The organism is Micromonospora sp. NPDC007220, from assembly GCF_040634035.1.
Taxonomy (GTDB): domain Bacteria; phylum Actinomycetota; class Actinomycetes; order Mycobacteriales; family Micromonosporaceae; genus Micromonospora; species Micromonospora reichwaldensis.
The window spans coordinates 1-14191 of the sequence record NZ_JBEYEU010000049.1; the positions used below are offsets into that span (position 1 = coordinate 1).

Below are 14191 nucleotides of genomic sequence, written 5' to 3' on the forward strand. Positions count from 1 at the left end.
TTTTCGTCGATTGCGGGGGTGTGGGGTTCGGCGGGTCAGGTGGGGTATGCGGCGGCGAATGCGTTTTTGGATGGGTTGGTGGTGTCGCGGCGTGGTCGTGGGTTGGTGGGGACGTCGGTGGCGTGGGGGCCGTGGGCTGAGGCGGGTATGGCGGTGGGGGTGGCGGGGGAGCAGTTGAGTCGGCGTGGTTTGCCGGGGATGGCTCCGGAGTTGGCGGTGGCGGCGTTGCAGCGGGCGTTGGATGGTGATGAGGGTCAGGTGGTGGTGGCGGATGTGCGGTGGGATCGGTTTGTGCCGTCGTTCACGGCGTTGCGTCCGTCGCGCCTGTTCACCGACATCCCCGAAGCGCAGCCCGCACCGGCCGAGGAGACGCCGAAGGGCGAGGACCGCGGCGCGGCGTCGGCGCTGCGCGAGCGGCTCGCCGCCGCCTCCGGGCCGGAGCGCGACCGCATCCTGCTCGACCTGGTCCGCGGCACCGCCGCGGCGGTGCTGGGACACGCCACGCCGAGCGGGATCAGGCCCGCCCGCGGCTTCCTCGAACTGGGCTTCGACTCACTCACCGCCGTCGAGCTGCGCAACCGGCTGACCGCCGCAACGGGCATCGGGCTGCCCGCCACCCTCGTCTTCGACCATCCCACCCCGAACGCGCTCGCCGGTCACCTGCGGGCCGAGTTGGCGCCCGAGCAGCCGGCGTTGCCGATCGTGGCCGAGATCGAACGCCTCGACAAGCTCCTCGGCGGGCTGCCGGGCGACCAGGTCGACGACGCGGTCGTCGGTCGGCTGGAGGACCTGCTGGCCAGGTGGCGGGGACGACCCGCCGCCACCGCACCCGCGCCGGCCGCCCCGGAGGAGTTGGAGTCGGCGAGCCGGGACGAGCTCTTCGACATCATCCAGCGGGAGTTCGGCAAGTCCTGAGCGGACACTGCCCGACCCCGGGCAGGACGGGCCGGGGAAAGGGACACCTGGCGGCGCCGGACGCCTGACCGGCGCCGTCGGGCAGGTGCGGCTGCCTAGGGGTGCACGGATCCCGTCTAGGGGTGTGCCGGTGCGGGCCCGGCTCCGTAGGGTCGGAGCCCGTCAGGCCGTCTCGCCCTGCCCACCGGCAGCCGAGCGGTACGGATGTGGGTGCGTGCGGTACCCCGGATGGACGGGAGGTCCGCATGGCCGGATCCGGCCTGCCTCAGTTGCTCGCCATCAGTGACCTGCACGTGGTCCACGCGGAGAACAAGGCGATCGTCGAGCGGCTGCGGCCGGAGCGCGACGGCGACTGGCTCATCGTCGCCGGCGACGTCGGGGAGTTCGTCGCCGACATCGAGTGGGCGCTGGGACTGCTCAGCAACCGGTTCGCCAAGGTGATCTGGGCCCCCGGCAACCACGAGCTCTGGACCCCCCGCGAGGACCCGATCCAGCTGCGGGGAGACGCGCGCTACCAGCACCTGGTGGAGCTGTGCCGCGGGCTCGGGGTGGTGACTCCGGAGGACCCGTACCCCGTCTGGGACCCGCAGGGCGACGACCCGGTCCTGATCGCGCCGCTGTTCCTGCTCTACGACTACAGCTTCCGGCCGGCCGGGACGTACACGAAGGAGCAGGCCCTGGCGCGGGCCCACGAGGTCGGCGTGGTCTGCACCGACGAGATCCTGCTGCATCCGGACCCGTACCCGACGCGCGACGCCTGGTGCCGGGCGCGGCTGGCCCTGACCGAGCGCCGGCTCACCGCCGAGCGCAACGGGCTGCCCACCGTCCTGGTCAACCACTTCCCGCTCGTCCGCGAACCCACCCGGATCCTGCGGTACCCGGAGTTCGCGCAGTGGTGCGGCACCGAGGCCACCGCCGACTGGCACGTCCGGTTCGACGCCCGCGTCGCCGTCTACGGCCACCTGCACATCCCGCGCACCACCTGGTACGACGGGGTCCGCTTCGAAGAGGTCTCGGTGGGCTACCCACGGGAGTGGCGTCGCCGCTCGACGCCTCCGGGGCGGCTGCGCCGCATCCTGCCGGCGGTTGCCGGACAGCCCGCCTGAGCGCCGTCGCGATGCTGGTCACCGCTTTGTCCGGGACCCGCCGCGACGGCCCTCACGGGCCGGTCGATCAGGGGTTCTCTAGGGGTTGGGCGCGTGATGGGCGCTCAGTACCGTCCAGTCACGGTGGCGGGCATGTGTCGGCGGGACGGCCCGGCGTGGCGGGCGCCTGAGCAGGCACGACAACCGGAATCAGGAGCAGGTGTCGGGATCGTTGGCCGAACGGCCATGTCTCCACCCACCTGTGCACGAAGCCGGTCCGTCGGCGGTGGTGTGGTCAACGAATCGGCAGATTCCGATCGATAGCAAGCTCTGGGCGGGTGGGTCATGGCGGACGAAGACAAGCTCCTCGAACACCTGAAGTGGGTGACCTCCGAGCTCCGCCTGGCGCGCCGGCGCCTGACCGAGCTGGAGAACGAGGACGCCGAGCCGATCGCGATCGTCGGCATGGCCTGCCGGTTCCCCGGCGGGGTCGCCTCGCCGGAGGACCTCTGGGAGCTGGTCGCGGGCGGGGTGGACGCCACCGGCACGTTCCCCGACGACCGGGGCTGGGACCTCGACGGGCTCTACGACCCCGACCCGGACCACCCCGGCACCACCTACAGCAACCGGGGCGGCTTCCTGCGCGACGCCGGCCTGTTCGATCCGACCCTGTTCGGCATCTCGCCGCGCGAGGCGCTGGCCATGGACCCGCAGCAGCGGCTCCTGCTCGAGGTGACCTGGGAGGTCTTCGAGCGGGCCGGCATCGACGCCGCGTCGGTGCGGGGCAGCCGTACCGGGGTGTTCGTCGGCACCGCCGGGCAGGACTACACGTCGGTGCTGCGGCAACTGCCCGAGGGCACGGAGGGCTACGTCCTCACCGGCACGGCCGCGAGCGTCATGTCCGGCCGGCTGGCGTACTCCTTCGGGCTGGAGGGCCCGGCCGTCACGATCGACACCGCCTGCTCCTCGTCGCTGGTCGCCCTGCACCTCGCCGGTCAGGCCCTGCGCGACGGCGAGTGCTCCCTCGCCGTGGCCGGCGGCGTCACCGTGCTCGCCACGCCCGGCGCCTTCGTCGAGTTCTCCCGCCAGCGGGGGCTCGCCTCCGACGGCCGGTGCAAGGCCTTCTCCGCCGACGCCGACGGGACCGGCTGGTCCGAGGGCGTCGCCATGCTGCTCGTCGAGAAGCTCTCCGACGCCCGGCGCAACGGTCACCCCGTCCTGGCGGTGATCCGGGGCAGCGCCGTGAACCAGGACGGCGCCAGTAGCGGCCTGACCGCCCCCAACGGTCCCTCCCAGCAGCGGGTCATCCGGCAGGCGCTGGAGAACGCCCGGCTCAGCCCGTCCGACGTGGACGTGGTCGAGGCGCACGGCACGGGCACCCGGCTGGGCGACCCGATCGAGGCACAGGCGCTGCTTGCCACGTACGGGCAGGGACGGGCCGCCGACCGGCCGCTGTGGCTGGGGTCGCTGAAGTCGAACATCGGCCACCCGCAGGCCGCGGCCGGCGCCGGCGGCGTCATCAAGATGGTGATGGCGATGCGGCACGGCGTGCTGCCGCCCACCCTGCACGTGGACCGGCCGTCCCCGCACGTCGACTGGTCGACGGGGGCCGTGTCCCTGCTGGACGAGGCGCGCCCCTGGGCGGGCGGCGACCACGTCCGCCGGGCCGCCGTGTCGTCCTTCGGCATGAGCGGCACGAACGCCCACCTGATCCTGGAGCAGGCCCCGGCGCCCGACCCGGCTGCCGACGAGGCCACGCCGTCGCGCCGTCCCGTCGTCGCGCCGGTGCTGCTCTCCGCCGCGCAGCCGGCCGCGCTGTCCGCGCAGGCCGGCCGGCTGGCCCGTTGGCTGGGCGACGACGAGGAGCCGCGCCCGCTCGACGTGGCCTGGTCGTCGGTGGTGTCCCGCTCGGCGCTCGACCGGCGTGCGGTGGTGCTCGCCGAGGACCGTGCGGGCCTGCTGGCGGGCCTGGAGTCCCTGGCGGCGGGAGCGCCGTCGGGCACGGTGGTCGCGGGCCAGGCCGGGGACCGGGGTCCGCTGGCGGTGCTCTTCTCCGGCCAGGGCGCGCAGCGCGCCGGCATGGGCCGGGAGCTGTACGCCGAATTCCCCGTCTTCGCCGCCGCGTTGGACGAGGCGTGCGGGCACCTGGACCGGGTGCTGCCGCGCCCGCTGAAGGAGGTGCTGTTCGCAGCCGAGGGTTCCGCCGAGGCGGAGCTGCTGGACCAGACCGCGTTCACCCAGGCCGGGCTCTTCGCGGTCGAGGTGGCGCTGTTCCGCCTGGTGGAGTCGTTCGGCGTGGTGCCGGACTTCGTGGGCGGGCACTCGATCGGCGAGGTCGCCGCGGCGCACGTGGCCAGGGTGCTGTCCCTCCAGGACGCCTGCCTGCTGGTGGCGGCGCGGGGCCGGTTGATGCAGGCGCTGCCCGACGGCGGCGGCATGCTCGCCGTGGCCGCCGACGAGGCGGCGGTGGTCGAGTCGATCGCCGGGCTGACCGACCGGGTCGGCGTCGCGGCGGTGAACGGCCCGACCTCGGTCGTGGTCTCCGGCGCCGTCGACGCGCTGGACGAGGTGGAGCGGGCCTGGCGGGACCGGGGTGTGCGTACGCGCCGGTTGACCGTCAGCCACGCGTTCCACAGCCCGCTGATGGAGCCGGTGCTGGAGCGCTTCCGCGGCATCGTCGAGCGGCTGGACTTCGCCGCGCCCGCGCTGCCGATCGTGTCGAACCTGACCGGGGCGCTCGCCGACGCCGACGAGATCCGCACCGCCGACTACTGGGTACGGCACGTGCGTGAGGCGGTGCGCTACGCCGACGGGATCGGGGCCCTGCGGGACGCGGGGGTCGACACGTTCCTGGAGGTCGGCCCGCAGAGCGTGCTGACCGCGATGACGGCGGACGCCCTGCCCGACGACGACGTGCTGACCGTCGCCGCCCAGCGCCGGGACCGGCCGCAGGCGCAGGCGCTGCTGGCGGCGCTGGCCGAGCTGCACGTGCACGGCGTCCCGGTCGCCTGGCAGGAGTGGTTCGCCGACACCGGGGCGCGGCGGGTGGAGCTGCCCACGTACGCCTTCCAGCGGGAGCGGTTCTGGCCCGAGGTGGTGCCGTGGCGCGTCGGCGACGTGTCGGGTGCCGGCCTGGGCGTGGCGGGGCACCCGCTGCTCGGCGCCGCGGTGCGCCTCGCCGGTGACGACGAGGTGGTGCTGACCGGCCGGCTGTCGGCGTCGACGCACCCGTGGCTGGCGGACCACGTGGTCGGCGGTGCCGTGGTGGTGCCGGGCACCGCCCTGGTCGAGCTGGCGGTGCGCGCCGGCGACGAGGTGGGCGCGTCGCGCGTACGGGAGCTGACCGTGGCGGCGCCGCTGGTGCTGCCGGAGTCCGGGGCGGTACGCGTGCAGGTGCGCGTCGGCGCGGCCGACGATTCCGCAGTCCGGTCGGTGTCCGTGTACTCCCAGCCGGAGGACGACGACGACTCCGAGTGGACGCGGCACGCCGACGGTGTGCTCGAACCGGTGTCGGCCGACGAGCCGGGCGTCGGCGCGTGGCCGCCGGCGGGCGCGACCGAGGTGGACCTGACCGGGTGGTATCCGGCGCTGGCGGAGCACGGCCTGTCGTACGGGCCGGTGTTCCAGGGCGTGCGGCGGGCCTGGACGGCCGACGGTGCGGCGTACGCCGAGGTGGCGTTGCCGGACGGCGCGGCCGGCGACGCGAGCGCGTTCGGGGTGCACCCGGCGCTGCTGGACGCCGCCCTGCACCCGGTGGCCCTGCTGCTGGCGGCGGAGCCGGCGGGCGGGCCCCGCGTGCCGTTCGCGTTCGAGGGCGTGCAGGTGCACGCCTCGGGCGCGAGGACGCTGCGGGTGCGGCTGACCCGGGACGGCTCCGGGGTGCGGCTGGTCGCCTGCGACGGCTCGGGCGCGCCGGTGGTGTCGGTGGACTCCCTGGTGCTGCGGGAGATGACCGCGACGGCGACCCGGAGCGGCGCCGCCCGGTCGCTGTACGAGGTGGCCTGGCAGGCCGAGCAGATCGACGGCGTCGACGACCTTCCGGGGTGGGCGGCGCTGGGCCGGCCGGCCACGGAGGCGCTGCCGGAGGTGCCGGTCTTCGCGGACGTGGCGGCCCTGGCGACGGGCGGGGCCACCGCCCGGCAGGTGCTGCTGACGGTGCCCGCCGGCGAACCCGGCGTCGCCGTGCCGGAGGCCGTGCGGACGGTCACCGGCGGTGTGCTGGACGTGCTGCGGTCCTGGCTCGTCGCCGAGCCGCTGGCGGACACGAAGCTCGTGGTGGTGACCCGGGGCGCGGTGGCCGCCGGGGACGACGACCAGGTCACCGACCTGGCTGCCGCCGCCGTCTGGGGCCTGCTGCGCTCGGCGCAGTCGGAGCACCCGGGGCGGATCGTCCTCGCCGACGTCGAGGGCGAGTTGACCCCCGCGACCCTCGCCGTGCTGGCCGGCGCCGCCGTCGACCCGTCGGTCTCCGGCGGCCAGCTCGCGGTGCGCGGCGAGCGCACCCTCGTGCCGAGGCTGGCGCGGCCGGTGGGCGACGAGCTGACCCCGCCGTCCGGACCGTGGCACCTCGCCCCCGTCACTCCCGGCACCCTGGACGGGATCGGGCCGGTCCGGGCCACGCCCGGGGAGCTGGACGCGGGCCAGGTGCGCGTCGCCGTGCGCGCGGCCGGCGTGAACTTCCGGGACGTGCTGATCGGCCTGGGGATGTACCCGGATCCGGCGGCCGTGATGGGCAGCGAGGGTGCGGGCGTCGTGGTCGAGGTCGGCCCCGGCGTGACCGACCTGGCGCCCGGCGACCGGGTGATGGGCATGTTCGAACTCGGGTTCAGCCCGCAGGCGGTCGCCCACCGCCAGCGCATCGCCAGGATGCCCGCCGGCTGGTCCTTCACCCAGGCGGCGTCCGTCCCCCTGGTCTTCCTGACCGCGTACTACGCGCTGCGCGACCTGGCCGGCCTGCGGGCGGGCGAGTCGGTGCTGATCCACAACGGCGCCGGTGGCGTCGGCATGGCCGCCATCCAGCTCGCCCACCACCTCGGCGCCACCGTCCACGCCACCGCCAGCCCCGGCAAGTGGGGTGTGCTGCGGGGACTCGAGGTGGCGGGGGAGCGGATCGCGTCGTCGCGGACCACGGAGTTCGAGCAGGTCTTCGGCGCGGCCACGGGCGGCGCCGGGGTGGACGTGGTGCTCGACGCGTTGGCCGGTGAGTTCGTCGACGCGTCGCTGCGGCTGCTGCCGCGCGGTGGCCGGTTCGTGGAGATGGGCAAGGCCGACGTGCGCGACCCGGAGACGGTCGCCGCCGACCACCCGGGCGTGACGTACCGCGCGTTCGACCTCAACGAGGCGGGCAGCACCCGCATCGGCGAGATGCTCACCGAGATCCTCGACCTCTTCGCGCAGGGCGCGCTGCGTCCGCTACCCGTACGGGCGTGGGACGTGCGTCAGGCCCGGCAGGCGCTGCGGCACGTCAGCCAGGCCCGCCACGTCGGCAAGGTCGTGCTGCGCGTCCCCGCGCCCGTGGACCCCGACGGCACCGTGCTGCTCACCGGCGCGGCCGGGACCCTGGCCGGCGTACTCGCGCGGCACCTCGTCGCCACCGGCCAGGCCCGCCGCCTGCTGCTGGCCTCGCGCCGCGCGCCCGGCCGGGACGACGGGTACGCCACCCTGGTCCGGGAACTGACCGACGCGGGCGCCGACGTCACCGCCGTGGCCGTCGACGTCAGCGACCCCGGGCAGGTCACCGAGCTGGTCGCCGGGATCGACCCGGCGCACCCGTTGACGGCGGTGGTGCACACCGCCGGCGTGATCGCCGACGCGACCATCGGTTCGTTGGACGAGTCCGCCCTGCGTACGGTGCTGGCGCCGAAGGTGGACGCCGGGTGGGCGTTGCACGAGGCGACCGCGCACCTGGACCTGTCGGCGTTCGTGTTGTTCTCGTCGGTGGCGGCCACCCTCGGCTCGCCGGGGCAGGGTAACTACGCGGCGGCGAACGCGTTCCTCGACGCCCTCGCGCAGCATCGCCGCCAGCAGGGGCTGCCCGCCACCAGCCTCGCCTGGGGCATGTGGGCCACCGACAGCACGATGACCGCGCACCTCGACGGCGACGACCAGCAGCGGCTGCGGCGGGTCGGGATGAGCCGGCTCTCCCCGGCCGAGGGCGCCGAACTCTTCGACGCCGCCCTGCCGGCGGTGCAACCGGTCGTCGTCGCGGCCCGCCTCCACGTCACCGGCGAGGCGAGCCACGTACCGCCGCTGATGCGGCACCTGCTGCGCGGCGGCGGCCGACGCCGCGCCGCCACCGACCGGCCGAGCGCCGGGGCGTCGTGGCGGGAGCGGCTCGACGGCCTGTCCGAGGCGGACGCCCGCCAGGCGCTGGTCGACCTCGTCTGCGGCCAGGCCGCCACGGTGCTGGGGCACGCCTCGGCACAGGCGGTCCCCGCCGCCCGAGCCTTCAAGGACCTGGGCTTCGACTCGCTGACCTCGGTGGAGCTGCGCAACCGGCTGGGCGCCGCCACCGGGCTGCGGCTGACCGCCACGCTGGCCTTCGACCACCCCACCCCGGCCCGGCTCGCCGACCACCTGTTCGCGCAGCTCGGCCGGGCCACCGGCGCCGGAACCACCGTCCGTACCGTCGTCACCGCCGACGCCGACGAGCCGATCGCCATCATCGGCATGGCCTGCCGCTACCCGGGCGGCGTCGCCACCCCCGAGCAGCTGTGGCAGCTCGTCACCTCCGGGTCCGACGCCATCGGCGGCTTCCCCACCGACCGCGGCTGGGACCTCGACCGGCTGTACGGCACCGACGGCGACCAGGCCGGCGGCACCGTCACCGACCAGGGCGGCTTCCTCTACGACGCGGCCGACTTCGACGCCGGCTTCTTCAACATCAGCCCCCGCGAGGCCCTCGCCATGGACCCGCAGCAGCGGCTGCTGCTGGAGACCGCCTGGGAGAGCTTCGAGTACGCCCGCATCGACCCCGCCGCGCTCGGCGGCACCGCCACCGGTGTCTTCATCGGGGCCGCCTCCTCCGGCTACGCCACCAGCGGACGCGACGACCTGGACGGCCTCGAGGGGCACCTGCTGACCGGGACGGCCGGCAGCGTCGCCTCCGGGCGGGTCGCCTACATGTTCGGCCTCGAAGGCCCGGCGGTCACCGTCGACACCGCCTGCTCCTCGTCGCTGGTGGCGTTGCACCTCGCCGCCCAGGCGCTGCGCGGCGGCGAGTGCGACATGGCCCTGGCCGGCGGGGTGGCGCTGATGGCGCAGCCCGGCATGTTCTCCGAGTTCTCCCGGCAGGGCGGCCTCGCCCCGGACGGGCGGTGCAAGGCGTTCGCCGCCGGGGCCGACGGCACCGGCTGGTCCGAGGGCGTGGGCATGCTGCTCGTGGAGCGCCTCTCCGACGCCCGGCGCAACGGGCACCGGGTGCTTGCCGTACTGCGCGGCTCCGCGATCAACCAGGACGGCGCGTCCAACGGGCTGACCGCCCCGAACGGCCCGTCGCAGCAGCGGGTGATCCGGCAGGCCCTGGAGAACGCGCGGCTGAACCCGGCCGACGTGGACGCCGTCGAGGCGCACGGCACCGGCACCGTCCTCGGCGACCCGATCGAGGCGCAGGCGGTGCTGGCCACCTACGGGCAGGACCGCGCCGACGCCGAGCCGCTCTGGCTCGGCTCGATCAAGTCGAACATCGGCCACTCCCAGGCCGCGGCCGGGGTGGCCGGCGTGATCAAGATGGTGCTGGCGATGCGGCACGGCTTGCTGCCGCCCACCCTGCACGTGGACGAGCCGTCGCCCCACGTCGACTGGAGCGCCGGGGCGGTCGCCCTGCTCACCGAGGCCCGTCCGTGGCCGGCGGTGCAGCGGCCGCGCCGGGCCGCCGTGTCGTCGTTCGGCATCAGCGGCACCAACGCGCACACCATCATCGAGCAGGCGCCCGACGAGCCGGCCCCGGCGACGACCCCGCTGGCGGGGGACCTCCCCGGCCTGGTCGGCCCCGCCGCCGTACCCCTGCTGGTCTCCGGCCGCAGCCCCCGCGCGCTCGGGGCGCAGGCCGCCCGGATCGGCGAACGGCTGGCCGGCGACGCCGACCTGGACCTGCGGCACCTCGGGTTCTCCCTGGCCGCGCAGCGGGCGCACCACCCGTACCGGGCGGTCGTCGTGGCCGCCGACCGGGACGACGCGGCCGCCCGACTGGCCGCCCTCGCCTCCGCCGACGGCGCGCCGGCCGGCGCGGACACGGCGTCGAAGGTCGTCTTCGTCTTCCCCGGCCAGGGCTCCCAGTGGAAGGGGATGGCCCTGGACCTGCTGGAGACCTCGCCGGTCTTCCGGCAGCGGATGGGGGAGTGCGCCGAGGAGCTGTCCCGACTGGTGGACTGGTCCCTCACCGACGTGCTCCGGGAGGCGCCCGGCGCGCCGCCCCTGGACCGGGTGGACGTGGTCCAGCCGGTGCTCTTCTCCGTCATGGTGTCCCTCGCCCAGCTCTGGCGCTCGTGCGGCGTCGTGCCGGCCGCCGTCGTCGGGCACTCGCAGGGTGAGATCGCCGCGGCCTGCGCGGCCGGCGCGCTGACCCTCGCCGACGCGGTACGGCTCGTCGTGGCCCGCAGCCGTGGCCTGCTGGCCATCTCGGGCCGGGGCGGCATGGTCTCCGTCCCGCTGCCGGCCGCCGACACCGAGCAGCTCATCGCGCAGTGGCCGGGCACCCTCTCCGTGGCCGCCCTCAACGGCGCCGCCGCGACCGTGGTCTCCGGTGATGCGGCGTCGGTCGCCGAACTGCTCGCGCACTGCGCCGAGCGGGACATCCGGGCCCGCGCGATCGCCGTCGACTACGCCTCACACTGCGACCACGTCGACGCCGTACGCGACGACCTGGTGGCCGCGCTCGGCACGGTCGACTCCCGTTCGACCGGGGTGGCCTTCCACTCGACGGTCACCGGCGAGCCGATCGACACCGCCGAGCTCGACGCGGGCTACTGGTACCGCAACCTGCGGGAACCGGTCCGGCTCGCGCCGGTGCTGGACCAGCTGATCGACCAGGGCTTCCGGGTCTTCGTCGAGGTCAGCCCGCACCCCGTGCTGAAGGTGGTGGTCCAGGACGCGCTGGAGAAGGCCACCGGCACCGTCGACGCGGGCGTCGTGGTCGGTTCGCTGCGCCGCGACGAGAACGGGCCGCACCAGCTCCTGACCGGCCTCGGCGACCTGCACGTCGCCGGGGTGCCCGTCGACTGGGCGGCGGTGTTCGCCGGCTCCGGCGCCACCGGCGTCGACCTGCCGACGTACGCCTTCCAGCGGGAGCGGTTCTGGCCGGCGGTGGACCACTCCGCCGGCGGCGACGTGTCCGGCGCGGGCCTCGGGGCGGCGGGACATCCGCTGCTCGGCGCGGCGGTACGCCTCGCCGGTGACGACGAGGTCGTGCTGACCGGCCGGCTGTCGGTGTCGACGCACCCGTGGCTGGCCGACCACGTGGTCGGCGGTGCGGTGCTGGCGCCGGGCACCGCGCTGGTGGAACTGGTGGTGCGCGCCGGCGACGAGGTGGGCGCGTCGCGGGTACGCGAGCTGACGGTGGCGGCGCCGCTGGTGCTGCCCGCCTCCGGCGCCGTCCGTGTGCAGGTACGCGTCGGCGCGGCCGACAGCTCCGGCGTCCGGTCGGTGGCGGTCCACTCGCAGCCCGACGGCGACCCGGAGGCCGACTGGACGCGGCACGCCGACGGTGTGCTGGAGCCTGCCGCCGACGAGCCGGAGGTGGGCGCCTGGCCGCCCGCCGGGGTGCCCGAGGTGGACCTCGCCGGCTGGTATCCGGCGCTGGCGGAGCGGGGCCTGACCTACGGCCCGTCGTTCCAGGGGCTGCGCCGGCTGTGGGCCGCCGGCGACCACGCGTACGCCGAGGTCGCGTTGCCGGACGAGGCGACCGCCGACACCGACCGGTTCGCCGTGCACCCGGCGCTGCTGGACGCCGCGCTGCACCCCGTGGGGCTGCTGCTGGCGGACCGCTCCGGCGGGCCGCGGGTGCCCTTCGCCTTCGAGGGCGTGCAGGTGCACGCCTCCGGCGCCCGGGTGCTGCGGGTGCGGTTGACCCGGACGGGTTCCCGCGTGCGGCTGGTGGCCGGCGACGAGTCGGGCGCGCCCGTGGTGTCGGTGGACGCGCTCGCGTTGCGGGAGATGACCGCGTCCGCCGGCCAGGACCCCACCGAGCGGGCCCTGTTCGAGGTGACGTGGCAGCCCGAGCGGGTCACGCCGGCGCGCGACGTCACCGGCTGGATGCTGCTCGGCGACACCGAGGTGCCGGCGGACCTGTCCACGCCGGCGTTCCCGACCGTCGACGACCTGGTCACGGCGATCTCCGGCGGCGTGGTCGAGGCGCCCCGCGCGCTGCTGCTTCCGGTCCGAGCGGACACGCCGGACGCCGGACTGCCCGACCTGGTGGGCACGGTCACCGCCCAGGTGCTGGACGTGCTGCGGTCCTGGCTGGCCGCCGAGGCCCTGGCCGACACGAAGCTGGTGGTCCTGACCCGCGGCGCGGTGCTCGCCGCACCGGCCGACGCGCTGCGGGACCTGGCCGGCGCGACGGTCTGGGGCCTGCTGCGCTCGGCGCAGTCGGAGCACCCGGGACGGATCGTCCTCGCCGACGTCGACGGCGCGCTCACCCCGGCGACCCTCGCGGTGCTGGCCGCGGTGGCCGAGGACCCGTCGGCCACCGGCGGCCAGGTGGCCGTACGCGGCGACGAGGTGCGCACCCCGCGCCTGAGCCGGCCCGTTGGTCCGGCCGCCGAGGAACTCGTCGCGCCGGCCGGGCTGTGGCAGGTCGGCGCGGTGAGCCCCGGCACCCTCGACGGGATCGGCATGGTGCCCGCCACGCCCGTCGCCCTGGACACAGGCCAGGTGCGCGTCGCCGTGCGCGCGGCCGGCGTGAACTTCCGGGACGTGCTGATCGGCCTGGGCATGTATCCGGATCCGGCGGCCGTGATGGGCAGCGAGGGTGCGGGCGTCGTGGTCGAGGTCGGCCCCGGCGTGACCGACCTGGCGCCCGGCGACCGGGTGCTCGGCATGTTCGAGCCGGCCTTCGCCCCCGAGGTGGTCGCCGCCCGCGACCTCGTCGCGAAGATCCCCGACGGCTGGTCCTTCACGCAGGCCGCGTCGGTGCCGGTGGTGTTCCTGACCGCGTACTACGCGCTGCGCGACCTGGCCGGGCTGCGGTCCGGCGAGTCGGTGCTGATCCACAACGGCGCCGGTGGCGTCGGCATGGCCGCCATCCAGCTGGCCCGGCACTGGGGCGCGACGGTGTACGCCACCGCCAGCCCCGGCAAGTGGGGCGTGCTGCGTGGCCTCGGGGTGGCCGGGGAGCGGATCGCGTCGTCGCGGACCACGGAGTTCGAGCAGGTCTTCGGCGCGGCCAGCGGTGGTGCCGGGGTGGACGTGGTGCTCGACGCGTTGGCCGGTGAGTTCGTCGACGCGTCGTTGCGGCTGCTGCCGCGCGGTGGCCGGTTCGTGGAGATGGGCAAGGCCGACGTGCGCCACCCGGAGACGGTCGCCACCGACCACCCCGGCGTCAGCTACCGCGCGTTCGACCTCAACGAGGCCGGACACCCGCGGATCGGCGAGATGCTGACCGAGATTCTCGACCTCTTCGCGCAGGGCGCGCTGCGCCCGCTGCCCGTACGGGCGTGGGACGTGCGTCAGGCCCGGCAGGCGCTGCGGCACATCAGCCAGGCCCGCCACATCGGCAAGGTCGTCCTGCGGGTGCCCGCGCCCGCCGACCCCGACGGCACCGTGCTGCTCACCGGCGCGGGAGGCGCCCTCGCCCGGGTGTTCGCCCGGCACCTGGTCGCCACCGGTCAGGCGCGGCACCTGCTGCTGGCCTCGCGCCGCGGCCCCGAGCAGTACCAGGACCTGGTCGAGGAGCTCACCCGGGCCGGTGCCCGGGTCACCGCCGGCACCGCCGACGTGACCGACCCCCGGCAGGTGACCCGGCTGCTGGAACTGGTGGACCCGGCGCACCCGCTGACTGCGGTGGTGCACACCGCCGGCGTGATCGCCGACGCGACCATCGGTTCGTTGGACGAGTCCGCCCTGCGTACGGTGCTGGCGCCGAAGGTGGACGCCGGCTGGGCGTTGCACGAGGCGACCGCGCACCTGGACCTGTCGGCGTTCGTGTTGTTCTCGTCGGTGGCGGCCACCCTCGGCTCGCCGGGGCAGGGTAA

At 75.6% G+C, this 14191-nt stretch carries 3 protein-coding genes and 1 pseudogene; all 4 read left to right on the forward strand.

Features of this window, described 5'->3' with window-relative positions; all coding sequences use genetic code 11:
- Positions 1 to 9 precede the first annotated feature (9 nt).
- Positions 10 to 129, forward strand: a pseudogene (locus tag ABZ573_RS32255) (KR domain-containing protein); the annotation flags it as partial.
- Positions 130 to 198: 69 nt separating this feature from the next.
- Positions 199 to 915 (forward strand): phosphopantetheine-binding protein, encoded by a 717-nt coding sequence (locus tag ABZ573_RS32260; protein WP_358122871.1) that lies wholly within the window; start codon positions 199 to 201, stop codon positions 913 to 915.
- A 245-nt stretch (positions 916 to 1160) separates the two neighbouring features.
- The gene (locus ABZ573_RS32265; RefSeq protein ID WP_327028040.1) at positions 1161 to 2021 is read left to right on the forward strand and encodes a metallophosphoesterase; all 861 of its coding nucleotides are present in this window, start codon (positions 1161 to 1163) and stop codon (positions 2019 to 2021) included.
- A gap of 324 nt (positions 2022 to 2345) precedes the next feature.
- Positions 2346 to 14191, forward strand: an 11846-nt coding sequence (locus tag ABZ573_RS32270) for an SDR family NAD(P)-dependent oxidoreductase (protein WP_358122869.1), incomplete at its 3' end; no start/stop codon positions are given.

Excerpts from the sequence above, each read along its gene's own strand:
- ABZ573_RS32260 (WP_358122871.1), top strand. The coding sequence starts at position 199 with ATGGCTCCGGAGTTGGCGGTGGCGGCGTTGCAGCGGGCGTTGGATGGT.
- ABZ573_RS32265 (WP_327028040.1), top strand. The coding sequence starts at position 1,161 with ATGGCCGGATCCGGCCTGCCTCAGTTGCTCGCCATCAGTGACCTGCAC.